24 protein-coding genes and 1 riboswitch are annotated in these 25,401 nt (G+C 73.1%); of the genes, 15 read left to right on the top strand and 9 right to left on the bottom strand.

Going from position 1 to position 25,401, the window contains the following annotated elements; genetic code table 11:
- Positions 1 to 6: 6 nt before the first annotated feature.
- Both OIE12_RS08755 and OIE12_RS08750 read right to left on the bottom strand, forming a co-directional pair.
- Positions 7 to 339, bottom strand: a complete 333-nt coding sequence (locus OIE12_RS08755; RefSeq protein ID WP_329133448.1) for a hypothetical protein — start codon at positions 337 to 339, stop codon at positions 7 to 9.
- A gap of 505 nt (positions 340 to 844) precedes the next feature.
- Positions 845 to 1,645 (bottom strand): alpha/beta hydrolase, encoded by an 801-nt coding sequence (locus OIE12_RS08750; RefSeq protein WP_329133447.1) that lies wholly within the window; start codon positions 1,643 to 1,645, stop codon positions 845 to 847.
- 403 nt (positions 1,646 to 2,048) lie between these two features.
- Here OIE12_RS08750 and OIE12_RS08745 point away from each other — a divergent pair, with 403 nt between their 5' ends.
- The 5 genes from OIE12_RS08745 (at position 2,049) to OIE12_RS08725 (ending at position 7,614) form a co-directional block, all read left to right on the top strand.
- The gene (locus OIE12_RS08745; RefSeq protein ID WP_329133445.1) at positions 2,049 to 3,542 is read left to right on the top strand and encodes an FG-GAP-like repeat-containing protein; all 1,494 of its coding nucleotides are present in this window, start codon (positions 2,049 to 2,051) and stop codon (positions 3,540 to 3,542) included.
- A gap of 101 nt (positions 3,543 to 3,643) precedes the next feature.
- On the top strand, positions 3,644 to 4,381 hold the full coding sequence (locus tag OIE12_RS08740; protein ID WP_329133443.1) for a lysophospholipid acyltransferase family protein: 738 nt from the start codon (positions 3,644 to 3,646) through the stop codon (positions 4,379 to 4,381).
- A 34-nt stretch (positions 4,382 to 4,415) separates the two neighbouring features.
- Entirely contained in the window at positions 4,416 to 5,693 is a 1,278-nt protein-coding gene (gene macS, locus OIE12_RS08735) for a MacS family sensor histidine kinase (RefSeq protein ID WP_329133441.1), read from the top strand.
- Positions 5,694 to 5,794: 101 nt separating this feature from the next.
- Positions 5,795 to 6,445 (top strand): response regulator transcription factor, encoded by a 651-nt coding sequence (locus tag OIE12_RS08730; protein WP_329141792.1) that lies wholly within the window; start codon positions 5,795 to 5,797, stop codon positions 6,443 to 6,445.
- A 140-nt stretch (positions 6,446 to 6,585) separates the two neighbouring features.
- The gene (locus OIE12_RS08725) at positions 6,586 to 7,614 is read left to right on the top strand and encodes a 6-phosphofructokinase (RefSeq protein ID WP_329133440.1); all 1,029 of its coding nucleotides are present in this window, start codon (positions 6,586 to 6,588) and stop codon (positions 7,612 to 7,614) included.
- Positions 7,615 to 7,807: 193 nt separating this feature from the next.
- Here OIE12_RS08725 and OIE12_RS08720 read toward each other — a convergent pair whose 3' ends face one another.
- The gene (locus tag OIE12_RS08720; RefSeq protein ID WP_329133438.1) at positions 7,808 to 9,712 is read right to left on the bottom strand and encodes an anthranilate synthase family protein; all 1,905 of its coding nucleotides are present in this window, start codon (positions 9,710 to 9,712) and stop codon (positions 7,808 to 7,810) included.
- 321 nt (positions 9,713 to 10,033) lie between these two features.
- On the opposite strand from OIE12_RS08720, the gene OIE12_RS08715 reads away from it, so the two are divergent.
- From OIE12_RS08715 to OIE12_RS08705, 3 genes are all read left to right on the top strand, one after another.
- On the top strand, positions 10,034 to 11,260 hold the full coding sequence (locus OIE12_RS08715; protein ID WP_329133436.1) for a glycoside hydrolase domain-containing protein: 1,227 nt from the start codon (positions 10,034 to 10,036) through the stop codon (positions 11,258 to 11,260).
- A 150-nt stretch (positions 11,261 to 11,410) separates the two neighbouring features.
- Positions 11,411 to 12,763: a class II 3-deoxy-7-phosphoheptulonate synthase gene (locus OIE12_RS08710; protein ID WP_329133434.1), complete on the top strand. Its 1,353-nt coding sequence runs from the start codon at positions 11,411 to 11,413 to the stop codon at positions 12,761 to 12,763.
- A 187-nt stretch (positions 12,764 to 12,950) separates the two neighbouring features.
- Positions 12,951 to 13,238 (top strand): (2Fe-2S)-binding protein, encoded by a 288-nt coding sequence (locus tag OIE12_RS08705; RefSeq protein ID WP_329133433.1) that lies wholly within the window; start codon positions 12,951 to 12,953, stop codon positions 13,236 to 13,238.
- Positions 13,239 to 13,298: 60 nt separating this feature from the next.
- On the opposite strand, the gene bfr is transcribed toward OIE12_RS08705, so the two are convergent.
- Positions 13,299 to 13,802, bottom strand: coding sequence for a bacterioferritin (gene bfr / locus OIE12_RS08700; RefSeq protein ID WP_329133431.1), 504 nt, complete (start codon positions 13,800 to 13,802; stop codon positions 13,299 to 13,301).
- A gap of 230 nt (positions 13,803 to 14,032) precedes the next feature.
- On the opposite strand from bfr, the gene OIE12_RS08695 reads away from it, so the two are divergent.
- Positions 14,033 to 14,668, top strand: a complete 636-nt coding sequence (locus OIE12_RS08695) for a sulfite oxidase-like oxidoreductase (RefSeq protein WP_329133429.1) — start codon at positions 14,033 to 14,035, stop codon at positions 14,666 to 14,668.
- Between the two features lie 44 nt (positions 14,669 to 14,712).
- Here the strand turns inward: OIE12_RS08695 and OIE12_RS08690 are convergent, their stop codons facing one another.
- The 5 genes from OIE12_RS08690 to thiO all read right to left on the bottom strand — a co-directional run bounded on the left by OIE12_RS08690 (position 14,713) and on the right by thiO (position 20,096).
- Complete coding sequence (locus OIE12_RS08690) at positions 14,713 to 15,585, bottom strand: deoxyribonuclease IV (protein WP_329133427.1); 873 nt, start codon at positions 15,583 to 15,585, stop codon at positions 14,713 to 14,715.
- A gap of 218 nt (positions 15,586 to 15,803) precedes the next feature.
- Positions 15,804 to 17,771, bottom strand: coding sequence for a Stk1 family PASTA domain-containing Ser/Thr kinase (gene pknB / locus OIE12_RS08685; protein ID WP_329133425.1), 1,968 nt, complete (start codon positions 17,769 to 17,771; stop codon positions 15,804 to 15,806).
- A gap of 104 nt (positions 17,772 to 17,875) precedes the next feature.
- Positions 17,876 to 18,670 (bottom strand): thiazole synthase, encoded by a 795-nt coding sequence (locus OIE12_RS08680; RefSeq protein ID WP_329133423.1) that lies wholly within the window; start codon positions 18,668 to 18,670, stop codon positions 17,876 to 17,878.
- A gap of 2 nt (positions 18,671 to 18,672) precedes the next feature.
- Positions 18,673 to 18,873 carry a sulfur carrier protein ThiS gene (thiS, locus tag OIE12_RS08675; RefSeq protein ID WP_329141790.1) on the bottom strand — a complete coding sequence of 67 codons (201 nt, stop codon included), beginning with the start codon at positions 18,871 to 18,873 and terminating at the stop codon, positions 18,673 to 18,675.
- Positions 18,874 to 18,878: 5 nt separating this feature from the next.
- Entirely contained in the window at positions 18,879 to 20,096 is a 1,218-nt protein-coding gene (gene thiO, locus OIE12_RS08670; protein WP_443054030.1) for a glycine oxidase ThiO, read from the bottom strand.
- Positions 20,097 to 20,114: 18 nt separating this feature from the next.
- Positions 20,115 to 20,225, bottom strand: a riboswitch (TPP riboswitch).
- Positions 20,226 to 20,276: 51 nt separating this feature from the next.
- On the opposite strand from thiO, the gene OIE12_RS08665 reads away from it, so the two are divergent.
- The 6 genes from OIE12_RS08665 to OIE12_RS08640 all read left to right on the top strand — a co-directional run bounded on the left by OIE12_RS08665 (position 20,277) and on the right by OIE12_RS08640 (position 25,348).
- The gene (locus OIE12_RS08665) at positions 20,277 to 20,618 is read left to right on the top strand and encodes a hypothetical protein (protein ID WP_329133419.1); all 342 of its coding nucleotides are present in this window, start codon (positions 20,277 to 20,279) and stop codon (positions 20,616 to 20,618) included.
- A gap of 112 nt (positions 20,619 to 20,730) precedes the next feature.
- The gene (locus tag OIE12_RS08660) at positions 20,731 to 21,951 is read left to right on the top strand and encodes an NAD(P)/FAD-dependent oxidoreductase (protein WP_329133416.1); all 1,221 of its coding nucleotides are present in this window, start codon (positions 20,731 to 20,733) and stop codon (positions 21,949 to 21,951) included.
- 221 nt (positions 21,952 to 22,172) lie between these two features.
- Entirely contained in the window at positions 22,173 to 22,538 is a 366-nt protein-coding gene (locus tag OIE12_RS08655; RefSeq protein WP_030382280.1) for an Rv2175c family DNA-binding protein, read from the top strand.
- Between the two features lie 122 nt (positions 22,539 to 22,660).
- Positions 22,661 to 23,311, top strand: a complete 651-nt coding sequence (gene thiE, locus OIE12_RS08650) for a thiamine phosphate synthase (protein WP_329133413.1) — start codon at positions 22,661 to 22,663, stop codon at positions 23,309 to 23,311.
- Positions 23,312 to 23,447: 136 nt separating this feature from the next.
- Positions 23,448 to 24,371 (top strand): methylenetetrahydrofolate reductase [NAD(P)H], encoded by a 924-nt coding sequence (metF, locus tag OIE12_RS08645; RefSeq protein ID WP_329133411.1) that lies wholly within the window; start codon positions 23,448 to 23,450, stop codon positions 24,369 to 24,371.
- 56 nt (positions 24,372 to 24,427) lie between these two features.
- On the top strand, positions 24,428 to 25,348 hold the full coding sequence (locus tag OIE12_RS08640; protein ID WP_329133409.1) for an SCO2102 family sporulation regulator: 921 nt from the start codon (positions 24,428 to 24,430) through the stop codon (positions 25,346 to 25,348).
- The last annotated feature ends 53 nt before the right edge of the window (positions 25,349 to 25,401 follow it).

Below are 25,401 nucleotides of genomic sequence, written 5' to 3'. Positions count from 1 at the left end.
CGCTCGTCAGACCACCGCGCCCCGGCCGGGGTCGTCGTCGTCCTCGTCGCCGGGATGCATGCGTACGACGAGGGTGGCGCAGCCGCCGAGGAAACCGCCGATGCAGGCGGTGGTGAGCCACCAGGTCATGTCCCAGCCGAGCAGGACGGCGAGCAGGAGCAGGATCGGGCCGCCGACCGCGCCGAGCCAGGCGAACCGGGCGGTGGTGTCGGAGGCGGGCAGCGGCGGCGGCTCGGGCGGCACGAAGTGCCCCTCGTCGTCGTCCCCGTCGGACCCACCCGGCGGCGGCGAGTAGTCCCGCGGCCCCACCCCGGGCGCGAAGGAAACGGACCCACCCAACGGCGTCCCGGCTCCGGCCCCGCCGGACCTCCCGGTCCCGCCGGACACCCCGGTGCCATCGGCTCGCCCGGACGTCCCGGCCCCGCCGGAAGCCCCCGGCGCACCGGTCTCCCCGGCTCCGCCGGCCCCGTCGGCCTCACCGGGCGAACCCGTACCCACGGCTCCGCCGGACGTGCCGGCTCCGCCGGACGTGCCGGCCCCGCCGGACGTACCCGCCCCGCCGGGCGAACCCGTACCCCCGGCCCCGCCGGACGTACCGGCTTCGCCGGACCCCCCAACTTCGCCGGACCCCCCGGCCCCGCCGGACTCCTCCGGCGCATCCGGTGGCTCCGGGAGGGGGACCTCCTCCACCGGGCGGAGGGGGCGTACCGGGCGGAACGGTTTGAATGGTTTCGTGCCGGGCGGGTCCGGCGGTTCCTCGCCGTAGCCCGCGACGATCGCCGCCCACGCGGCGTCCTCGTCGAGGGGGAGCCCTCGCTCCTCCGGCTCGTGGTCGGAGTCGTGCTCAGCCACCTACGGCCGTCCCTTCCTCGTGGTCGTGCCCCTCCCCGGGCGCGGACTCGGGCGTGAGACGGGCGACGAACGCGTGGCTCTCTTCGAAGATCCGGTCCGCGTCATGGTCCAACGTCGCCACGTGGTAGCTCTGTTCCAGCAGGACCTCGGTGACGTCCGTAGACGACACCCGGCTCAGCACGCGCGCGGAGTCCGCGGCCGGCACCACGTGGTCCCGCGTGCTGCGCAACAGCAGCAGCGGCTGCGTGACCTGCGGCAGCTCGGCGTCCACCCGGCGCAGGAAGGCCCGCAGGGAGTGCGCCGCGTGCAGCGGCATCCTGTCGTACCCGACCTCCTCGCCGCCCTCCTTCGCGATGTCGCTGACGATCCCCTTCGTGCTCGGCACGAGGTACCGGGCCACCGGCAGGGCGTGCGCGGCGAGCCCGTGGACCTTGTTCGCGGGGTTGACGACCACGACCCCGCGCACCGCGTCCCCGTGCTTCGCGGCCAGCCGCAGTGCCAGCGCCCCGCCCATGGAGAGGCCGAACACGAAGACGTGCGCGCAGCGCTCGCTCAGGACGCGCAGCTCGCGGTCGACCTCGGCGTACCAGTCGGGCCAGCCGGTGAGCCGCATGTCCTGCCAGCGCGTGCCGTGTCCGGGCAGCAGCGGCAGGGAGACGGTCAGACGACGCCGCGCGAGGTACTCCGCCCAGGGGCGCAGCGACTGCGGGGAACCGGTGAAGCCATGGCAGAGCAGCACACCGACCGGACCGCCCTCGTGGCGGTACGGCTCGGCTCCAGGGAGGACCGGCACGTTCGGTCTCCTGTTCGTCAGTAGTCGTTGCGGCGGTGGTCGGTCACGGCGGTAGTCGGTACCGCCGTGTCGGTAGCGCGGTGTCGGTACGGCGGAGAGCGTGGTGATCGGCAGTACGAAAACCGGCGGCCCGCCGTTCGGAGATCGGCGGCCGGGTGGCGTACTTCACCGTACGCGACCGCACTGACACCGACCAGGGCCGTCGGACCCCCCAGCGCCGACGCGTACCCCCACCACGGCGAACTCCGCACCCGGCAAGGGCACTTCGGCCCGCACCCCGCATCCCCCACGGTTACGAAGCCATGACATCCGGACGTACAACGGGAGGCGCCCGGACCGCGTCGAACTGACTGAACGCGGGATTCCGTGTCCCGGACCCGACCGATCCGAAAGGTTCCCCCACATGACCCGAGCACAGCGCCGGACCCGCACCACGCGTCTCACCGCACCCCTGGCAGCCGCCGCGCTGCTCGCCGGGGGACTCGGCGCCGTCGCCCTCTCCGCCGGCTCCGCGCAGGCGGCCCCCGCCGCCGCGTCCGCCGCCGCGCCGGACGACTTCAACGGCGACGGCTACGCCGACCTGGTCGTGGGCGCCCCGGACGCCACGGTCTCCAGCGCGGCCAAGGCCGGCTACGTGGCCGTCACCTACGGCTCCGCCGACGGCGTCTCCACCACCCACACGCAGGTGATCAGCCGCTCCACCGGCGGCGTCCCCGGCTCCGCCACCGCGAACCAGCGCTTCGGCGCCTCCTTCGCCAAGGGCGACCTGGACGGCGACGGCTTCGGCGACCTGGTGATAGCCGGCGGCAAGGCCGGCTCCGTCGTCCTGTGGGGCTCCGCCTCCGGGCTCACCGGCGGCACGGCCCTCGCCGGGTACGGCGCCTCCCCGCAGACCGGCGACTTCGACGGCGACGGCACCACGGACCTCGCCCTCTTCTCCGCGCAGTCCCTCGGCGGCGACGACCCCGAGGGCGCCCCGGCCGCCCTGTGGAAGGGCCCCGTCTCCCGGGCCGGCAAGCCCGCTGCCGTCCTGCCCCTCCTCGACAAGTCCCTGTGGTGGGGCTACGAGGAGGACGACGCCTCCTGCGAGACCGGCGGCGGCTGCGAGGACGGCCCGTCCTCCATCACGGGGCCCGTCGACTCCGGCGAGGTCGGCGACGTCAACGGCGACGGCAAGGACGACATCGTCCAGTGGGTCTACGGCGGCGACGGCGTCTGGGGCAACCGGCTGCTCCTCGGCGGCGGCAACGGCTTCACCCGCGGCTGGGTGCCCGGTGAGGACACCGGCCGCGACACCGGCACCGGCATCGGCGACGTCGACAACGACGGCTACGACGACGTGGTCGTCGGCCGCGACGGCTGGAACGACAAGGTCCGCGTCGCCTTCGGCTCGGCCTCCGGCCTGTCCGAGGACAACGTGCAGTCCTTCGACCAGAGCCTGCCCGGCTTCCCGGGCGCCGAGGAGGAGGGTGACGCCCTCGGTGCCACCGTCTCGGTCGGCGACGTCACCGGCGACGGATTCGCCGACATCGCGCTCGGCCTGCCCGGCGAGGACGTCGGCGACGTCGAGGACGCCGGTTCCGTCGCCCTGATCCCCGGCAGCGCCTCCGGCGTCACCGGCACCGGCGCCCAGACCTTCCACCAGAACACCAAGGGCGTCCCCGGAGTCGCCGAGGCCGGCGACCGGTTCGGCGTGAGCAGCGCCCTCCTGGACGTCGACGGCGACGGCCACCTCGACCTCGCCGCCGGCTCCACCGCCGAGAACGGCGAGAACGGCGCCGTCTGGGTGCTGCCCGGCACGGCGAACGGCCTCACCGCCACCTCGTCCGTCGCCTTCGGCGCCGGTGACCTCTCGGCGCCCGCCACCAAGGCCCACTTCGGGGCCTTCCTGCGCTGAGCGGACCAGTGGGGGACGGTGGGGCGGCCGGGTGCCGCCCCACCGTCATGTCCGGGCACATCGTCTAAGGTCTGTTCGAGGACACGGGAGGCACTCGGTTGTTGTACGGCGCGATGAAGGTCACCGTCGGGGGCACGCTGAAGCTCGCCTTCCGGCCCTGGGTGGAGGGCCTGGAGCACGTGCCCGCCGCCGGTCCCGCGATCCTGGCCAGCAACCACCTGTCCTTCTCGGACTCCTTCTTCCTCCCCGCGGTCCTCGACCGCAAGGTCACCTTCATCGCCAAGGCCGAGTACTTCACCACCCCCGGCGTCAAGGGACGGATGACCGCCGCCTTCTTCAAGGGCGTCGGCCAGCTCCCCGTCGACCGCTCGGGCGCGCGCGGCGCGGGCGAGGCCGCCGTGCGCAGCGGCATCGAGGTGCTGCGCCGCGGCGAACTGTTCGGCATCTACCCGGAGGGCACCCGCTCGCCCGACGGCCGGCTCTACCGGGGCAAGCCAGGCGGCCTGGCCCGCGTGGCGCTGGCCACCGGCGCGCCCGTGCTGCCGGTCGCGATGATCGACACGGAGAAGATCCAGCCGCCGGGGAAGGTAATGCCCAAGCTGATGCGCCCGGGCATCCGCATCGGCAGGCCGCTGGACTTCAGCCGATACCAGGGCATGGAGCACGACCGCTTCGTCCTGCGGGCGGTGACCGACGAGGTCATGTACGAGATCATGCGACTCTCCGGCCAGGAGTACGTCGACATCTACGCGACCGCCGCCAAACGGCAGCTCGCGGAGGCCGCCAAGGCGGAGAAGCAGGAACAGAAGGCCGAGGACGGGGCGCGGCCCGGGTCGTAGCCGCGGGCCGCGGCGGGGTCAGGGGTGGGGGAGCATGCCGAAGCGCGTGAAGGTCATGAGGATGTCGGTCGAGCAGCCGCTGTGGCGCGCGCTCACCGGCTACCGCGTCCTGACGATGCTGTACGCCGTGGGGCTCTTCCTCACCGCGTACAGCCGGTTCCGCCGGCCCGGCCTGGCGATCGGCTACTTCGTCGTCCTGGTCGTGTGGACCCTGGCCACGCTGCCCAAGGTCGCGGGCGCGGTGCACTGCACCAAGCGGTTCCTCGCCGCCGACCTGACCATCGCGCTCGGCGGCATCCTGCTCACCCCCCTCGCCGACACCCACCAACGGGTCGTCGAGGGCGGCCCGACGCTGCCCTCGATCTGGACCGCGGGCTCCGTCCTGGCGTACGCCATCAAGGGCGGCTGGCGCTGGGCGGCCTTCGCCTCCACCCTGGTGGCCGCCGCCAACCTGGTCGAACGCGGCGCCCCGACCCGGGACACCGTGCACAACGTCGTCCTCGTCTGGGTCGCCTCCATCGCCATCGGCTACGTCGTCGAGGTCGCCCGCGCCTCCGAACGCACCCTCGCCCGCGCCCTGGAGATCGAGGCGGCGACCCGCGAACGGGAGCGGCTCGCCCGGGACATCCACGACGGCGTGCTCCAGGTCCTCGCCATGGTGCAGCGGCGCGGCACCGCGCTCGGCGGCGAGGCGGCGGAGCTCGGCCGGCTGGCCGGCGAGCAGGAGGTGGCGCTGCGCTCCCTGGTCACCGGGGGCCCCAGCCCCGTCTCCCGGCTCTCCGAGGACGCCGCCGAGGGCGCGCTCGTACGGCTGGTGCAGGAACCGGACGACGGCCCGGGCGACGGAGCCGACGACCCGCGCGAACCGGTCGACCTGCGCCCCCTCCTCGCCCCGTACGCCGGCGCCCGCGTCACCCTCTCCGAGCCGGGCGCGCCGGTGCCCCTCGCCCCGACCGCCGCACGCGAGGTGGCCGCCGCGGTCGGCGCCGCCCTGGACAACGTACGGCTGCACGCGGGGGAGGGGGCCAGGGCCTGGATCCTGGTCGAGGACGAGCCGGACGAGATCGTCGTGACCGTACGGGACGACGGCCCCGGCATCCCCGAGGACCGGCTCGCCCAGGCCGAGGGGGAGGGCCGGCTCGGCGTCGCCCAGTCGATCCGGGGCCGGCTGCGCGACCTCGGCGGCACGGCCGAACTGCTCTCGGTCCCCGGACAGGGCACCGAGGTCGAACTGAAGCTACCGAAACGCGCGCCGGGCACAGCGGCCGGCGCCCGCGCACAGGACGTACGGGGGAAGGCGGAACAGCGATGAGCGACCAGCAGGACACGCGGGACACGCGGAACACCGGCGCGGCCGGGGCCCCGGCCGGGGGCGGTGCGGGCGAGGGCGAGGACGGCGGGCCGATCCGGGTCATGGTGGTCGACGACCACCCGATGTGGCGCGACGCCGTCGCCCGCGACCTCGCCGAGGCCGGGTTCGACGTCGTCGCCACCGCGGGCGACGGCGAGCAGGCCGTGCGCCGGGCCCGGGCCGCCGCGCCCGACGTCCTGGTCCTCGACCTCAACCTGCCCGCCAAGCCCGGCGTCCAGGTGTGCAAGGAACTGGTCGGCGCCCGCCCCGCCCTGCGGGTCCTGGTGCTCTCGGCCAGCGGCGAGCACGCGGACGTGCTGGAGGCGGTGAAGTCCGGCGCCACCGGCTATCTGGTCAAGTCGGCGTCCACCGAGGAACTCATCGACGCGGTGCGCCGCACGGCGGCCGGCGACCCCGTCTTCACCCCCGGGCTCGCCGGGCTCGTCCTCGGCGAGTACCGGCGCCTGGCCGCCGAGCCCACCCCCGCCCCGGACGCCGGCGACACCGGCCGGGCGCCCCGGCTGACCGAACGCGAGACCGAGGTGCTGCGGCTCGTCGCGAAGGGGCTGAGCTACAAGCAGATCGCCGAACGCCTCGTCATCTCGCACCGTACTGTCCAGAACCACGTGCAGAACACCCTGGGCAAACTGCAGCTGCACAACAGGGTCGAGCTGGTCCGGTACGCCATCGAGCGAGGTCTGGACGGTTCCTGACCACCTTTCAGCCGCCTCTCGACCACTTAGCGGCTGCTTCCGAGTGATTCACCGGAATTGACCGTCCCGTGCATGCCGAAGTGACGTGGGTCACCATTAGCGTGACCCGCATCAGGCAACCGCGGCGAAGGGACACTGTCATGCGGGTAGGAGTACTGACCGGGGGCGGCGACTGCCCCGGGCTCAACGCCGTCATCCGGGGCATCGTCCGCAAGGGCGTGCAGGAGTACGGCTACGACTTCGTCGGCTTCCGGGACGGCTGGCGCGGTCCCCTCGAGGGCGACACCGTCCACCTCGACATCCCCACCGTGCGCGGCATCCTGCCCCGCGGCGGCACGATCCTCGGCTCCTCCCGCACCAACCCGCTCAAGCAGGAGAACGGCATCCGCCGCATCAAGGACAACCTCGCCAAGGAGGAGATCGACGCGCTCGTCGCGATCGGCGGCGAGGACACCCTCGGGGTCGCCGCGCGCCTGGCCGACGAGTACGGCATCCAGGTCGTCGGCGTCCCGAAGACCATCGACAACGACCTCTCCGCCACGGACTACACCTTCGGCTTCGACACCGCCGTCAACATCGCCACCGAGGCCATCGACCGGCTGCACACCACCGCCGAGTCCCACATGCGGGTGCTGGTGGTGGAGGTGATGGGCCGGCACGCGGGCTGGATCGCCCTGCACTCGGGCCTCGCCGGCGGCGCCAACGTCATCCTCATCCCCGAGCGGAGATTCGACGTCGAGCAGGTGTGCGCGTGGGTGACCTCGCGGTTCAAGGCGTCGTACGCGCCGATCGTGGTCGTCGCGGAGGGGGCGCAGCCACGGGACGGCGACATGGTGCTCAAGGACGACTCGCTGGACTCCTTCGGGCATGTGCGGCTGTCCGGGGTGGGGGAGTGGCTGGCGAAGCAGATCGAACGGCGGACGGGGAAGGAGGCGCGGACCACGGTGCTGGGGCATGTGCAGCGTGGGGGGACGCCCAGTGCGTTCGACCGGTGGCTCGCCACGCGGTTCGGGTTGCACGCGATCGAGTGCGTGCGGGACGGGGAGTTCGGCAAGATGGTCGCGCTGCGCGGCACGGACATCGTCCGCGTCCCCATCGCGGACGCGACGTCCCGCCTGAAGACGGTCGACGCGACCCTCTACGAGGAGGCGTCGGTCTTCTTCGGCTGAGGGGAGGGTTTTTCGCCCCCGCCGCCCCAACCCGTCCCTTCAAGGGGCTCCGCCCCTTGGACCCCGGACGGGGCTTCGCCCCGTGCGCAGTTCCCCGCGCCCCTATCAGGGGCGCGGGGAACTGCGCAATCTTTTGGGGGTCCGGGGGCTTGCCCCCGGGTTGGGACGGGAAGGGGCGGCGGGGGCGAAAAACTCAGGGCCGCACCCCCTCCGTCACCCCCGCCAGCAGCTCGCGCACAACGGCCGCTCCGTTCACCGTCAGCACCGACTCCGGATGGAACTGCACCCCCGCGAACCCCGGCCCCCGCACCGCATGCACCTCCCCGTCCCGGGACCGGCTCACCTCCACCCCCCGCCCGGCCAACCCCGCCGCCGCCTCCCCGTCGCACCGCGCCACGAAACTGTTGTAGAACCCCACCGTCTCCACCCGCCCGAACAGATCGATCCCCACCTGCGCCCCCTGATACGGCACCCGCTTCCGCCCCACCGAAAGCCCCAACTCCGCCGCGATCAGCTCATGCCCGAGACACACCCCCAGCACCCCCCGCCGATGCCCCCGCAGCACCTCCCCCGTCAGCCCCCGCAGGAACCGCATCTTCGGATCGGCCAGGTCGGAGGGGTCCCCCGGCCCGGGGCCCAGCACCACCACCCCCTCGTGCGCGAGCACTTCCTCCCGCAGCCCCGCCTCGTCGTACCGCCGCACCGTCACCCCGAACCCCGACGACCGCAGCACATGCGCCAGCATCGAGGTGAACGTGTCCTCCCCGTCGACGACCAGCGCATGCCCCCGCGAGGCCGCCACCGGCTCCCGCATCCGCAGCCAGAACGGCGCCAGCGCCCCCCGCCGCCCGTCCAACGCCGCCCGCACCCGCGGATCGTCGGCCAGCCGCGGCCGTACGGACTCCTCGCGCGACCGCCCGGGCCGTACGCCCAGCGCCGCCAGCACCCCCGCCGCCTTCGCATGCGTCTCGGCCACCTCGCCCGCCGGGTCCGAGCCCCGCACCAGCGTGGCCCCGACCGGCACCCGCAGCCGCCCGTCCGCCGCGATGTCGGCGGTGCGGATCAGGATGGGGGAGTCCAGCGTCTGCGCACCCCCGGCGTCCCGCCCGAGCAGCGCCAGCGCCCCCGCGTAGTAACCGCGGCCGCCGGCCTCGTGCCGCTCGATGACCCGGCAGGCGTTCTGCACCGGCGAACCCGTGACGGTCGCCGCGAACATGGTCTCCTTCAGCACCTCGCGCACGTCCAGCGAGGAGCGCCCGCGCAACTCGTACTCGGTGTGGGCGAGATGGGCCATCTCCTTCAGCCGCGGCCCCACCACCACCCCGCCCATGTCGCCGACCGTGCACATCATCTTCAGTTCCTCGTCGACGACCATGGAGAGCTCCTCGATCTCCTTGCCGTCGGCGAGGAAGTCCAGCAGCTGCTCCGGCGTCGGCCCGCCGGCCGGATAGCGGTAGGTGCCGCTGATCGGATTCATCACCACCGTCCCGCCGGACATCCGCACATGCACCTCGGGGCTCGCGCCCACCAGCGTGCGCTCGCCCGTGTGCACGACGAACGTCCAGTACGCGCCCCGCTCGCCCACCAGCAGCCGGCGGAACAGCGCCAGCGCGTCCGCCCGTCCGAAGCCGTCGATCACGCCCTCGTACGTCCGCCGGATCACGAAGTTGGCGCCCTCGCCCCGGCCGATCTCGTCCCGCAGCACCCGCCCGACGATCCCGGCGTACTCCTCGTCGCCGACGTCGAAGCCGCCGCCCGCCACCCGCACCTCGTGCCGCGGCAGCTGCGCCAGCGCCGTCTCCAGAGGAAGTACGTGCCTCTCCTCGGGGACGAGGACCAGCAGCGGGGTGCCGTCGTTCCGTACATCGAACCCGCGTTCGCGGATCTGCCGGAACGGGACGAGGGCCAGGCCCTCCTCGGGCAGCTCGGCCAGGCTCTCGCGGGCGGTGACCGGGCCGCGCAGCACCTCGACGGTGTCGTGGTCGTGGCCGGGGGTGCGCCGGCGCAGCAGCGCGAACGGCCGGTCGTCGCTCAGCAGGGCGGACAGGTCGTACGGGGCGGGGAGGTCGGGCAGGGCGGGCAGGTCGGGCAGGTCCATGGGATCGGTTCCTCATCGGTGGGAGGAACGGTCCGGTCGGTCGCGGAAACGCCGAAGGCCGCCCCTCGGGCGGCCTTCGCGAAGTCGTCGTGCGTACGCGCGATCAGTGGGCCGCCGAAGGAGCGGTCCACCACCACATACGGTGCACGTGCGCGAACATGGCGTGCACCCTACCCGATACCGGCGCGTCGCGGCAGCGGCGCTCGTCCGGCGCGGCGGCGCGCCGCCCCGGACGGCCCAGGCGGGCCCCCACCACGGTTTCGCGGCCCGCCGGTTGTTGGAAGGACGGCGAGCACACCTGCTCACCGGAGGTCCGTCCCCGTGCGCACCATTCCCAGCTCCCCCTTCCCGCGGAGTGCGGCGCGCCGCGCCGTCCGCACGCTCGCCGCGCTCACCGCGGCGGTCGCCGCCCTCGGCGCCGCCACGGCCGCCCCCGCCGGGGCCGACGACGGCAGCACCCGCATCAGCTACCGCGGCCACACCTTCACCGTCCCCGCCGACTGGCGGGTCGTGGACCTGGAGGAGGACCCGACCGCCTGCGTCCGCTTCGACCGGCACGCCGTCTACCTCGGCACCCCCGGCGAACACCAGGACTGCCCGGCCCGCGTCCTCGGCCGCACCGAGGCGCTGCTCGTCCAGCCCGTGGAGGCGACGGCGTCCGAGCGCTCGATCACCGAGAACTCCACCTCCCGCACCTACCGCGCCACCGCCGAGCGGATCTCGGTGACAGCCGCCTACGGGCAGGACCGCGCCGCGATCCGCCGCATCCTCGACGGCGCCGGGCTCTCCGCGAGTGCCGCCCGCGCCGAGCCCTCCGCCGGGGTCCCGGCCGCGCTGCCCGCCGACGCCACCGCCCACCGCGGCCGGGGCTTCGACGCCTGCACCGCGCCCAGCCAGTCCTCGATGGACGCCTGGAAGGACGACTCCCCGTACAGCGCCGTCGGCATCTACATCGGCGGCGTCAACCGCGGCTGCTCGCAGGCCCGGCTCACCGCCCAGTGGGTGAGCAACCAGTACGCCAATGGCTGGCGGTTCCTGCCGTTCTACGTCGGTCCCCAGCCGGCCGGCGGCAGCTGCGGCAGCGCCTGCACCGCCCTGACCAGCCCCACCGCGCAGGGCACCGCCGCCGCCGACGACGCCGTCCGCCAGGCCGCCGCGCTCGGCCTCGGCAAGGGCACGGTCCTCTACAACGACATCGAGGCCTACCCCCGCTCCACCGCCGTCACCAACCAGGTCCTCACCTACCTCAAGGCCTGGACCCAGCGGCTGCACACGCTCGGCTACCGCTCCGGGGCCTACGGCAGCACCGCCTCGCTCGTCACCGACCTGGTCGCGCACGCCACCAAGACGACGCTGCCCGACGTGGTGCACTTCGCCCACTGGAACGACGAGGCGGTCACCACCGACGCCGTCCTCCCCGCCCACCTGTGGTCCGCCCACCAGCGCGTCCACCAGTACGCCGGCAACCGCACCGAGACCCACGGCGGCGTCACCATCAACATCGACCGCAACCAGCTCGACGTCGGGCCGTTCACCGACGAGCCGTAGAGCCGGGGGGCCGTAAAACAGGGCCTACGGTCCGCACCGGGCCGCGTTCGGTCAGTCACCATGGCGTTTTCGGCCATCGATCGAGCGCGGCCCGTCTCACGTGATGGGCGCGTAACGGACACCCCCGCACGACCCCGTAAAGTTCAGGGGGTGACCGTGAACGCTAAGACCAGCGCGAGCGCTGGCAACACCTGGCGAGACCTGCCCGCGGCGCAGCAGCCCGAGTACCCCGACACCGAGGCTCTGCGCGCAGTGATCGCGGACCTCGAGTCGTATCCCCCGCTGGTCTTCGCGGGCGAGTGCGATCAGCTGCGCGCCCGGTTGGCGGCCGTCGCCAAGGGAGAGGCGTTCCTCCTCCAGGGTGGCGACTGCGCCGAGGCGTTCGACGCGGTGTCGGCCGACCACATCCGCAACAAACTCAAAACCCTCCTCCAGATGGGCGCCGTGCTCACGTACGCGGCCTCCGTGCCGGTCGTGAAGGTCGGCCGGATCGCCGGCCAGTACTCCAAGCCGCGCTCCAAGCCCACCGAGACCCGCGACGGCGTCACGCTGCCGACCTACCGCGGCGACTCCGTCAACGGCTTCGACTTCACCGAGGCCGCCCGCGTCCCCGACCCCGAGCGGCTGAAGCGGATGTACCACGCCTCGGCCTCCACGCTGAACCTGGTGCGCGCCTTCACCACCGGCGGCTACGCCGACCTGCGCCAGGTGCACGCCTGGAACCAGGACTTCGTGCGCTCCTCGCCCTCCGGGCAGCGCTACGAGCAGCTGGCCCGCGAGATCGACAGCGCGCTGAACTTCATGCGGGCCTGCGGCACGGACCCGGAGGAGTTCAAGACCGTCGAGTTCTACTCCTCGCACGAGGCGCTGCTGCTCGACTACGAGTCCGCGCTCACCCGCGTCGACTCCCGCACCGGCCGGCTGTACGACGTCTCGGCGCACATGGTGTGGGTCGGCGAGCGCACCCGGCAGCTGGACCACGCGCACATCGAGTTCGCGTCGAAGATCCGCAACCCGATCGGCATCAAGCTCGGCCCGTCCACGACGGCCGAGGAGGCGCTCCAGTACATCGAGCGCCTGGACCCCGAGCGCGAGCCCGGCCGACTGACGTTCATCGTGCGCATGGGCGCCGACAAGGTCCGCGACAAGCTGCCCGAGCTGGTGGAGAAGGTCACCGCCTCCGGCGCGACCGTCGCCTGGATCACCGACCCGATGCACGGCAACACCTACGAAGCGGCCTCCGGCCACAAGACCCGCCGCTTCGACGACGTGCTCGACGAGGTCAAGGGCTTCTTCGAGGTCCACAAGAGTCTGGGCACCCACCCGGGCGGCATCCACGTGGAGCTGACCGGCGACGACGTCACCGAGTGCGTGGGCGGCGGCGACGAGATCTTCGTCGACGATCTGCACCAGCGCTACGAGACGGCGTGCGACCCCCGGCTCAACCGCAGCCAGTCGCTGGACCTGGCGTTCCTGGTCGCGGAGATGTACCGGGACCAGTGAGCCGGATTCCGCTTACCGGTCGGTGAGCGTTTTTCGCGGCGGTGGGGCGCGGATCACACAGGATCCGCGCCCCTTCCGCTTTTGCGTCCCCGGCGTGACGGTTAAGGTTAGGTTTGCCTCACCGAACGATCGGGCATCCCGGCAACCGGTACGGCATGAACCCGAATCCCGCCGGGAGGTGACCCGCGTGTACGTCTGCAGCTGTTTCGGCGTGACCGAAGAGCAGATCAAGCAGCACGCGGAGAGCGGGGCCTGCACCCCACGTCAGATCGCCTCGCAGTGCAAGGCGGGCACGGACTGCGGCGGCTGCGTACGGCGCATCCAGGCGCTGCTGGGCCGGGGCGGCTGCCCCCGCCGCGAGCTCCTCGACCAGGGCCGCCCGGCACTCGGCGAACTCCCGCCGCGACCGGTGGCGGACGACGGGCCCGCACGGCTGCCGGACGACGGGCCCGCACGGCTGCCGGACGCGGCCTGAGCGCCTGCCGGGTGCGGTCCGAAGTGAGGGCTGGCGGCCGGAGAACCGTTCCGGCCGGCCTCAGTGCGCGCTCGGGCCGGACGCGTCCGGCTGGACCTGCTCGATGACCGTCGACAGGTAGAGCGACTCGCCCAGCTTCTCGATCAGGTCGAGCTGGGTCTCCAGATAGTCGATGTGGTGCTCCTCGTCCGCGAGGATCGCCTCGAACACGTTGGCGGACGTGACGTCCCCCTTGGAGCGCATCAGCTCGATGCCGCGGCGCAGCCGGTCGATCGCCTCGACCTCGATCTGCTTGTCGGCCTCGAACATCTCGGTCACGCTCTGGCCGACCCGGACGTGGAACAGCCGCTGGTAGTTGGGCAGTCCGTCCAGGAGCAGGATGCGGTCGGTGAGGAGTTCCGCGTGCCGCATCTCGTCGAAAGACTCCGAGCGGGTGTACCGCGCCAGCTTCGTCCACCCCTTGTGGTCCTGGAGCTTGGCGTGCAGGAAGTACTGGTTGATCGCGGTGAGCTCGGCGGTGAGCTGCTCGTTGAGGAATTCGATGACCTCGGGGTCGCCCTGCATCGGCGGGCTCCTTCCGGGAAGGCGTTGGGGCAGGTTGCGCCGCATGATTGCACCGATCGCGAAGATCATCCAGTAAGTAGGCACTTAGTAAGTATCGCCATACTTGCGGAGGATGGATGGTTGTTGGTGGCGATTGGCCGTGATCGGCGGTAATCGAAGCAATTGATGGCGATATGCCCGGATTGTCTCCCGGGTCATGGGTACCGTGCCCGGTCTGTCAGGATGGAGGCATGGGTCAGCCGGTGGAAAGGAACACAGGAGAAGCGGCACAGCAGCCCCCGCTTCCGCCGGGGCAGCGGCTCCAGCGCGGCTGGCCGGTGACCCATTACGGCCCGGTCCCCAGGTTCCGCCCCGAGCGCTGGGACTTCCGTGTCTTCGGCGCCACCGCCGACGGCGACAAGCACTGCTGGAACCACGAGGAGTTCACGGCCCTGCCGTACTCCACGGTCGTCGCCGATCTGCACTGCGTGACGAAGTTCAGCATGCTCGGCGCGGAGTGGGGCGGGATCCCGGCGCGCACGGTGTTGGAGTTCGCGCCGCCCGCGCCCGCCGTCACCCATGTGATGGTCTGGGCGGAGTACGGCTTCAGCTCGAACATGCGGCTGTCCGACTTCGCCTCCGAGCGCGCGCTCTTCGCCACGCACAAGGACGGTGAGCTGCTCACCGCGGAGCACGGCTTCCCGCTGCGGCTGATCGTGCCGCACCTGTACGCGTGGAAGGGTCCCAAGTGGGTGCGGGGCGTGGAGTACATGACCGCCGACCGCCGCGGCTTCTGGGAGGAGCGCGGCTACCACAACGTCGGCGACCCCTGGAAGGAGCAGCGCTACTCCTACCAGGAGGAGCCGGGGGAGGGCCCGGAACTCTGAGCCGCTCCGGGCTCCGGTCCCCTGGGTGATTTCGTCCCGGGTTCTCAGCTGTCGCGGAGCTTCTTGAGCCGGGCGACGTCCGCCGTGTGGCCCTCCTTGCCGCCGGGTGTCTCGATGACCAGCGGGACGCCCTCGGTGGCGGGATGGGTCATCAGCGCGCGGAACGGGTCCTCGCCGATGTGCCCGTCCCCGATGCCCGCGTGCCGGTCCTTGTGGGCGCCGACGACGTCCTTGGAGTCGTTGGCGTGGATGAGCTTGAGCCGGCCGGGGCCGACGGTCTCCACGAGCAGGTCGAGGGTCTGGTGCGCGCCGTGCGGGCCGGTCAGGTCGTGGCCGGCGGCGAAGACGTGGCAGGTGTCCAGGCAGACGCCGAGGCGGGGGTGGGCGTCCAGGGCGTCGAAGTACGGGCCGAAGTCCCAGGTGCGGGAGCAGAGCGAGGCGCCCTGTCCGGCCGTGGACTCCAGCAGCAGATACGGGTCGTCGTCGTGGTCCAGCTCCTCCAGGAGGGGAAGCATGCGCTCGCGGACCTGCTTGAGTGCGACGGTGCGGTCGCGGCCGCCGGTGGCGCTGCCGGTGTGGACGACGACGCCGAGGGCGCCTATGGCGCGGGCGCGGCGGAGGGAGTGGCGCAGCGACTCGACGGAGCGTTCGACGGTGGCCTCGGTGTGGGAGCCGAAGTTGATCAGGTACGGGGCGTGGACGTACGCGGGGATGTTCCGCGCGGCGCACGCCTCGCGGAAGGCCTCGTCCTCGCGGGGGTTGCCGGTGGGGGTGGCCCAGCCGCGGGGGTTGGCGACGAACACCTGGACGGCTTCCGCGGCGAGGTCGTGGGCGTAGGGCAGCCCCACGCGGTGGAGACCGCCGGCGACGGGGATGTGCGCGCCGATGGGGTTACGGGGTGAGGGGGATGCGACCACGCTCTCAAGGGTCGCACGCGCTTTTCCTCGCCCCCGCCGCCCCTACCCGTCCCATCCTCAAGGGGCTCCGCCCCTTTGACCCCGTGCGCAGTTCCCCGCGTCCCTGATAGGGGCGCGGGGAACTGCGCGATCTTTTGGGGGTCCGGGGGCTTGCCCCCGGGGACGGGAAGGGTAGGGGCGGCGGGGGCGAAAAAACCTCCCGCGCACACGCCCCGCGCTCAGCCCAGCTTGATCGTGATCTTCGAGCCGTACGGCGCCTTCTCGCCGCCCTTGACCGACTGGCTCTTCACCGTGTCCCCGCCGAACAGATCCAGGAACCCCCGGTCCTCGTCGACCTCGAACCCCGCCGCCTCGAGCGCGTCCCGCGCATCCCCCGCACTCGAACCGACCACGTCCGGCACCTCCACCCGCTTGCGCCCCTTGGACACGGTCACCGTCACCGTGTCGCCCTCGGCGACCTTCTTCCCCACGCCGGGCGACACCGCCGCCACCCGCCCCGCGTCGAACTCGGACGCCACCCGCCGCTCGGCGACCTTCACCTTCAGCCCGGCGTCCTCCAGCTCCCCCCGCGCGTCCTGGAGCGAGGACCCCGCCACGTCCGGCACCTCCACCGCACGCCCCCGGCTGACGGTGAGCGCGATCGCGGACCCCCCGTGCCGCTCGGTCCCGGCGTCGGGGTCGGTCCCCACGACCCGGCCCTTCGGCACGTCCTCGCTGAAGGCCCGCGTCACCATGCCCGCGGCCAGCCCCTCCTCCTTCAGCTTCGCCCGCGCGTCCGCCAGGCTCTGCCCCTTGAGGTCCGGCACCTTCACCGTCTCCGGGCCGTCGGACACCGTCAGTGACACCGAGTCGTGGCTGCGGATCCGCTCCGCCGGCGCGGGGTCGCTGCTGATGACCCGGCCCTTGGCGACCGTGTCGCTGTACGCGTGTTCGATCTTCCCGACGTCGAGCCCGGCGTCGTCGAGCTGGTCCCTGGCCTGGGCCTCCGTCTTGGAGAGCACCGGCGGCACCTTGGTGAACTGCCCCGAGTTGATGTACCAGACGCCCGTGCCGACGCCGAGCACCAGCAGCACGACGGCCACGATCGCGACGAGCCCCCGCCGCGACCGCGGGTTCCCGCCGCGGCGGCCCGGCGCGGGCGGCACCGGCGGACTCTCCAGCCGGCTGGTCCGGTTCTCCCCGCCGCCGTCGAAGCCGGCGCCCACCTCGCCGGCCTCGTTCACCGGCAGCGGCCGCACGACCGTCAGCGCGCGCGGGATCACGCTCGTACGGTCCTCGGCGTTGTCGTGCCCGTCGGATCCCGCCGCCAGCGCCCCCGGCGGCACCGCGTCCAGCTGGGCGGGGTCGAGCGCGGAGCGCGCCCGCAGCGCCTCGCCGAGCAGCGCGGCCGCGTCGGACGGGCGCAGCTCGGGGTTGCGGGCGGTGGCCGTCAGGACCAGCTCGTCCAGCTCGTACGCCATCCCCGGGACGGCGGCCGAGGGCGGCGGCACGTCCTGGTGGAGGTGCCGGTAGAGCACCTGTGCGGGGGTGTCCCCGGAGTGCGGCTTGGCGCCGGTGAGCATCTCGTGGAGCAGCACCCCGCACGCGTAGACGTCGACCCGGGGATCGGCCGTGCCGTGCTCGATCTGCTCGGGGGCGAGGTAGGAGACCGTGCCGAGGACGGCGCCGGTGGTGCTGGTCACCGTGTCCACGGCCCGGACCAGGCCGAAGTCGGCGACCTTGACCCGGCCGTCGTCCCCTATGAGGACGTTCTCCGGCTTCATGTCCCGGTGCACGAACCCGGCCCGGTGCGCGGCGCCGAGCGCGGCCAGTACGGGTTCCAGGATGTCGAGGGCGGCACGCGGCTGCAGCGCCCCGCGCTCGCGCAGCACGTCCCGCAGGGTGCAGCCGGCGATGTACTCCATCGCCAGGTACACATACGACCCGTCGGTGCCCTGGTCGAACACCTGGACGACGTTCGGGTGGTCCAGGCGCGCCACGGACTTGGCCTCGCGGATGAACCGCTCCACGAAGGAGCCGTCGGCGGCGAGCGAGGGGTGCATCACCTTGAGCGCGAGCACCCGGTCCAGGCGGGTGTCCAGGGCCCGGTACACCGTGGCCATCCCGCCGGCGGCGATCCGCGCGTCCACGCGATAGCGGCCGTCGAGCACCTGCCCGACGAGGGGGTCCTGAAGGGTCGTATCCACGCGAGCGAGTCTACGAGCCCCCACCGACACTCCTCACGGCCCCGCAGCAGCCGGTACGGGACTGCAGCGCACCTGTGACGTGCACGGAGGAACTCGGGGGACCCTCAGAACCCCGGCCGCTCCGGGTCCAGCACCGCCATCCCCTCCGCCGGGGACGACCCCTCCGCGAAGAACCGCCGGGGAATGCGCCCCGCCCGCCGCGCCAGCCGCCCCGCCTCCACCGCCCGGCGCATGGCCTCGGCCATGAGCACCGGCTCCTGCGCCCGCGTCACCGCCGACGCCAGCATCACCCCCGCGCACCCCAGCTCCATCGCCAGCGCCACGTCCGACGCCGTCCCGGCCCCCGCGTCGAGAATCACCGGCACGCGCGCGTGCTCCACGATCAGCTGGAAGTTGTGCGGGTTGCGGATCCCGAGCCCGGACCCGATCGGCGAGCCCAGCGGCATGATCGCCGCGCATCCGACGTCCTCCAGCTTCCGCGCCAGCACCGGGTCGTCGTTGGTGTACGGCAGCACGGTGAACCCCTCGTCGACGAGGGTCTCCGCCGCGTCGAGCAGCTCGACGGGGTCCGGCAGCAGCGTGCGCTCGTCCGCGACGACCTCCAGCTTCACCACGTCCGTGCCCAGCGCCTCCCGGGCGAGCCGCGCGGTGAGCACGGCCTCCCCTGCGGTGAAGCAGCCCGCCGTGTTCGGCAGCACCCGGATGCCGAGCCGGTCGAGGACCGACAGCACCGAGCCGCGTACGGAGGGGTCCACGCGCCGCATGGCGACCGTGGTCAGCTCGGTGCCGGAGGCCACCAGGGCGCGCTCCATGACGTCGAGGCTGGGCGCCCCGCCGGTGCCCATGATCAGGCGGGACGACAGCGTCGTACCGCCGAGGACGAAGGGATCGTCGGCCATGGTCAGCCTCCTTGGACGGCGGTGAGGACCTCGACACGGTCGCCCTCGGACAGCGCCGTGGCCGGCCACTGGGCCCGCGGGACGACGGTCTCGTTGAGCGCGGCGGCCACCCCGGAGGGGGCGGTGGTGAGCGTGCGCACCAGGGCGTCGAGGAGGGTCCCGGCGGCCACCTCGCGCGGCTCGCCGTTGACGGAAACGGTCACATGGGTCATGTCGGCTGCTCCGAGAGGGCGGCGGCGCCGAAGCGCCGGGGGCTGAAGGGGCGGGCCTCCTCCGGCAGTACCCCGGTGGTCAGGACGTCGGCCATGACGTCACCGGTGACCGGGGTGAGGAGCACGCCGTTGCGGTAGTGGCCGGTGGCCAGCAGCAGTCCGTCCACGCCGGTGGGGCCGAGCAGCGGGGCGTTGTCGGGGGAGCCGGGGCGCAGTCCGGCGCGGGTCTCGGTGAGCGGCAGTTCGGTGATGCCGGGGACGAGTTCGTGGGCGTCGCGCAGGAGTTCGTACACCCCGCCGGCGGTCACCGTGGTGTCCCAGCCCAGCTCCTCGCTGGTCGCGCCGAGGACCAGCTCGCCGTTCTCGCGCGGCACCAGGTAGACCTGGCTGCCGCGGACCACGGCCCGCACGGTACGGCTCAGGAAGGGCGCGTGGCGCTTCGGTACGGTCAGCCGCACCACCTGCCCCTTCACCGGCCGTACGGGAGGCAGTACGGCGTCCGGCACGCCCGCGAGCCGCCCGCCGGCACTGCCGGCCGCCAGCACCACCTGCCCGGCGGTGAGCGCGGTGCCGTCGCCGGTGACCACGCCCGTGGCCCGGTCCCCGGCCAGGGTGAGCCGCTCGGCCCACGCCCGGTGGAGAACGACCCCGGCCCGCTCGCAGGCCACGACGAGGGCCGCGGCGAGCCGGCGCGGGTCGATCTGGTGGTCGCCGTCGACCCGCAGTCCGCCGCGCACACCGGGCGCGAGCATCGGTTCGAGGCGGCGGCACTCCCGTCCGCTGAGCCACTCCGAGTCCAGCCCCGAACGCCCCTGCAACGCGTGCAGTTCGCGCAGGTGGGCCCGGTCGTCGGCGTCGAGCGCGACGGCGAGCGTGCCGCACCGGCGGTAGCCGAGGTCGTGTCCGGTGGCCTCGGTCAGCTCGGCGGCGAAGCCGGGGTAGCGGCGGGCGGACTCCAGGTTCAGCGCGAGCAACGTCTGCTCGCCGTGGTGCAGTTCGGTGACGGCGGCCAGCATCCCGGCCGCCACCCGGGCGGCCCCGCCGCCGGGTTCGGGATCCACCACGGCGACGGCGAGACCGCGCAGGGCGGCCCGCCAGGCGGTGACCAGTCCGATGAGCCCACCGCCGACGACCAGGACGTCGGGGCTCGGCCCCGACACGCCAGGGGCCTCGGCCGGGACCTCACTCGAAAGCCTTTGCGATGAACGCGGCAGCCTTTGCGATGAACGCGACATGGGCGTCCAGCTCCTCCCTTCGCCGGCATGACCCGGATCAGGTTCGTACGGTCGGAGGCCGCAGCCTCCCTCTCAGCCCGGTACGTCCGGGCTCCCGCGGGTGCTTTACGGTGGCCAGCCTAGCCCTTCCCCCTCGACCCTCACAGGGAGCCCCGCACCATGACGCCCTCGCTCGACGGACTCGTCCTCGCCCCGGTCGCCGACCAGGCACCGGGCCAGGTGGGCACCCGGACCCGCTTCTCGTACCACGAGAAGGACGGCGAGATCTGGGCCGAGTACGCGGGCGGCGACGTCGTCCGCGGCCACCTCGTGGGCACCCGCACGGGCGACCGGCTCGACTTCCGCTACGTGCAGCTCAAGCACGACGGCAGCACCTCCTCGGGACACTGCGTCTCCCGCGTCGTCGCCCTGCCCGACGGGCGCGTGCGCCTGGAGGAGACATGGGAATGGGAGTCCCAGGAGGGCAGCGGGACGAGTGTGGTGGAGCAGATACCCGGCTGAGGCGGGTATCCGGAAGCGATACGCGAAAGCGGTATGCGGCGACGGTGCCGGAAGCGATGTCCGGGCACGAGTCCCACGGCGGGCAGCCGTGGGAAGACACTGAGGTGAACAGGTGAGCGAGCAGGCGCGGGAACGGGCGGAGCGGCGGGTCGTGGTCGCGGGCGCGGGCATGGCGGGCGTACAGACCGCGGTCGCCCTGCGCGAACAGGGGTTCACCGGCCCCGTGACCGTGATCGGCGCGGAACCGCACCAGCCCTACGACCGGCCGCCGCTGTCCAAGGCGGTCCTGCTCGGCAAGGCGGAGGGCTCCGCCTTCGACATCGACTTCGAGGCGCTCGGCATCGGACTGCGGCTCGGCCGCGAGGTCCTCGGGGTACGCCCCGCCGACCACGAACTGGACACCGCCGAGGGGCCCGTCCCCTACGACGTGCTCGTCCTCGCCACCGGCGCCGAACCGGTCCGGCTGCCGGGCACCGAGGGCGTCCCCGGGGTGCATCTGCTGCGCACCCTGGACGACGCCGAACGGCTGCGCCCGGTGCTCGCGGACCAGCACGACGTCGTGGTCGTCGGGGCGGGGTGGATCGGTGCCGAGTTCGCCACGGCCGCGCGGGAGGCGGGGTGCGCGGTGACCGTCGTGGAGGCCGCCGGCCGGCCGCTGGCGGAGGCGCTGCCCGCCGAGGTCGCGGCGCCGATGGCCCGCTGGTACGCCGACAGCGGGGCCGTGCTGCGCACACACGCGCGCGTGGCGCGTGTCGAGCCCGGGGCGGTCGTCCTCGACGACGGCTCGCGGGTGCCGGCCGGGGCCGTCGTCGTCGGCATCGGCGCGCGGCCCGCCACGGGGTGGCTGGCCGGGTCCGGGATCGCGCTCGGCGCGCAGGGGGAGGTGCTCGCCGACGACCGGCTGCGCACGTCCGTGGCGGACGTGTACGCGGTCGGTGACTGCGCGTCCTTCCCCTCGGCGCGGTACGGGGAGCGGTTGCTCGTGCACCACTGGGACAACGCGTTGCAGGGGCCGCGGACGGTGGCGGCGAATGTCGTGGGGGACGCGGGGGTGGTGTACGACCCGGTGCCGTACTTCTGGTCGGAGCAGTTCGGGCGGTTCGTGCAGTACGCGGGGCATCACGTGGGGGCGGACGAGCTGGTGTGGCGGGGGGATGCCGCCGGGGCGGCGTGGTCGGTGTGCTGGTTGCGGGGCGGGCGGTTGGTGGCGCTGCTGGCGGTGGGGCGGCCCCGTGACCTGGCGCAGGGGCGCCGGCTGATCGAGGCGGGCGCGGTGATGGACACGGAACTCCTCACGGACCCGGCGCGGCCGTTGAAACGGGCGGTGGCGTAGGCGGGAGCGTGACTGGCTCGCAGTTCGTCCGGGCCCCGTGAGGGGCGCGGGGCTGTGTTCGACGTGCGGCTCCGCCGCGTGGGCGCGAGCAGCCACGACGCACCCGCGGCCGCCGACGCACCCGAACTCCCGAGCTGTGAGGCGCCCCCGGCCGGCCACCGTGTCCCACGACTGGCCGGTCCCACTTCCGACTGCTCGTCGGCAATGGCACGCTTGGTTCCGTGACCGAGATTGACGCAAAGATCGATGCTCTCGTCCCCGCCTGGCTCACCCTCCCCGACATCGCCGAGCAGCTCGGCGTCGAGGTGACCCGCGTTCGCCAGCTGGTCAAGGAGGGCCAGCTCATCGCCGTACGCCGGGGTGAGAACCGCGCACTGCACGTCCCCGCCGCCTTCATCGACGGGGACAAGGTCGTCAAGGGCCTGTCCGGCACCCTGACGCTCCTGCGGGACGACGGCTTCACGGACGAAGAGATGCTGGAGTGGCTCTTCACGACGGACCCGAGCCTGCCCGGCACCCCCGCGCAGGCGCTCGGCGAGAACCGCGGCACGGAGGTGAAGCGCCGGGCCCAGGCGCTCGCCGTCTGACCCGGGGGACGTAACCTCCGGCGTACGGGCCGCCCACCGCGGACGGCCCGTACGCCGCCGACCGCGCCGCCCGCACGCAGGGCGGCCCGGAGAACACCGAGAACCACCGGGGGAGCCCCACCGTGCCCGACACCGTCCGCGCCCGCCTCGACGACGCCCTGCTCTACCTGTGCACGGACGCCCGCAAGCGCCAGGGGGACCTCCCCGAGTTCCTGGACGCGGTCCTCGCCGCCGGCGTCGACATCGTGCAGCTCCGCGACAAGGGCATGGAGGCGGCCGAGGAACTGGCGCACCTGGAGGTCTTCGCGGAGGCCTGCGCCCGCCACGGGCGCCTGCTCGCGGTGAACGACCGCGCGGACGTCGCCCACGCGGCCGGCGCCGAGGTCCTGCACCTTGGCCAGGGCGACCTCCCGGTGCCCGCCGCCCGCGCGATCCTCGGCGACGACACCCTCGTCGGCCGCTCCACGCACTCGGTGGCCGAGGCCGAGGCCGCCGCCGTCCAGGACGGCGTGGACTACTTCTGCACCGGCCCCTGCTGGCCCACCCCCACCAAGCCCGGCCGCCCGGCCCCCGGCCTCGACCTGGTCCGGCACACCGCCGCACTCGGCACCGACCGCCCCTGGTTCGCGATCGGCGGCATCGACCTCGGCAACCTCGACGAGGTGCTCGAGGCCGGCGCCCGCCGGGTCGTCGTCGTCCGCGCCCTCACCGAGGCCGACGACCCCGGCGCGGCCGCGGCCGAGTTCGCGAAACGGCTCCGCCACGCCCGGTGACGACGGGGTCGGCCGGATCCGGTGCCCGGGAGTGTCCGTGTCCAAGAGTGTCCGAGGGGTGGACAACAACCCGGCAAACAAGACAAATGTCCGCCGTCCGGTTGGGGGACCGCGTACCCCTGGCTAACCTGCCCATATGGCCCTCGGAACCGCATCCACCAGGACTGACCGCGCACGCACCGTGCGCGACATGCTCGCCACCGGCAGGACGGTCTGCTCGTTCGAGTTCTGGGCGCCCAAGACGGAGAAGGGCGAGCGCAACCTGTGGAACGCGCTGCGCAGGGTGGAGGCGGTCGCCCCGGACTTCGTCTCCGTGACCTACGGCGCCGGCGGCTCCACCCGCTCGGGCACGGTGCGGGCGACCCAGCGGATCGTCGCCGACACCACGCTCACCCCGGTCGCCCACCTCACCGCGGTCAACCACTCCGTGGCCGAGCTGCGCAACATCATCGGCCAGTACGCCGACGCCGGGATCCGCAACATGCTCGCCGTGCGCGGCGACCCGCCCGGCGACCCGATGGCCGAGTGGGTGGCGCACCCGGAGGGCCTGACCTACGCCGCCGAACTGGTCCGGCTCATCAAGGAGTCCGGCGACTTCTGCGTCGGCGTCGCCGCGTTCCCCGAGATGCACCCGCGCTCCACCGACTGGGACACCGACGTGGCCCACTTCGTCGACAAGTGCCGGGCCGGCGCCGACTACGCGATCACCCAGATGTTCTTCGACCCGGAGGCCTACCTGCGGTTGCGTGACCGGGTCGACGCGGCGAGCTGTGCGACCCCGGTCATCCCGGAGGTCATGCCGGTGACGAGTGTGAAGATGCTGGAGCGATTGCCACAGCTCAGCAACGCCGTGTTCCCAAGGGAGTTGAAAGACCGCATCCTCGCGGCGAAGGACGATCCGGCCGCTGTACGCTCCATTGGCATCGAGTTCGCCACGGAGTTCTGCGCGCGGCTGCTGGCCGAGGGCGTCCCCGGACTGCACTTCATCACGCTGAACAACTCCACCGCGACACTGGAAATTCACGAGAACCTGGGTCTGCACCACACACGGCAGACCTAGACCGGTCGCATCGTCGTACGACACACTGCGTAGCGACCACAGGGAGAGGGGCGTACATGGGCTGGACGGTCCTCTACATCGCGTTCGGCATCGTCGCGCTGTGGCTGCTCGGCGAGGTGCTGCTGCAGTACAAGGCACGGCTGCGCTGGCGGCTGCTCGCCTTCGGCGGCTTCCTCCTCGTCGTCCTCGGCGTGCTGGTGCCCTCCGTCCTCGTGATCGCACTGGGCGCCGCGGCCTTCGCCGTGGGCCAGACGTACGTCACGCTGTCCTTCCGCCGCGGCTTCGCGGCGGGCTGGGCCGTCGGGCACCCCAAGCGGGAACCGGGCGGCAGCAAGCGGCGGCGCGGCGAGAACGCCCCGCCGGAGCCGGACCCGGCCGAGTTCGAGCCGGAGGACGACGCCGCCACCGGAACGTACCCGCAGCAGGCCGAGTCCTTCGACGACGACCGCGACGACGTCTTCACCCCGGCGCGGCCCGCGGGCGCGGAGAGTCCCGCCGAGGCGACGGCCGTCTACGAGCCGCAGCCGATGCCCGACGAGACCGGCACGTACGGCGTCTACACCGACGCCGCCTACGCCGCCTCGAACGCGGCCGGCGCCCAGCAGCAGGGGTACGGCTACGACGGCTACTCCTACGACCAGCAGGGCTACGGCTACGACGCCGGGCAGCAGCAGTACGGGGCCTACTCCGACCCGTACATCGGCACCTCGGCGTACCCCGAGGGCGGCGCCTACGACACCGGCGCGGGCTACGGGAACCAGCAGTACGGCCAGCAGGGCTACGGCCAGGAACAGGACCAGTACGGCACGACGGGAGCCCCCGGCGGCGGCTACGGAGAAACCCCGCCCGGCGGCGTCTGGGTCCCCCAGCAACGCAACACGGAAGACACCTACGGCGGCGAACTCCCCCCCGAACAGTCCTACCCCTACCAGAACAACCCCAACGGCCAGGGCTACGACGACCAGTACCGCTACTGACAAGGCCCCTCGAGGGGCGGGGGACGGCCCGGGGTTTGCAGGGGCGCGGGGAA

Origin of the sequence: Streptomyces sp. NBC_00670 (genome assembly GCF_036226765.1) — a bacterium.
In the GTDB taxonomy this organism is placed as follows: domain Bacteria; phylum Actinomycetota; class Actinomycetes; order Streptomycetales; family Streptomycetaceae; genus Streptomyces.
The sequence above is the reverse complement of the archived record's forward strand: the minus strand, read 5'-3'. Positions and strand labels throughout refer to the sequence as shown.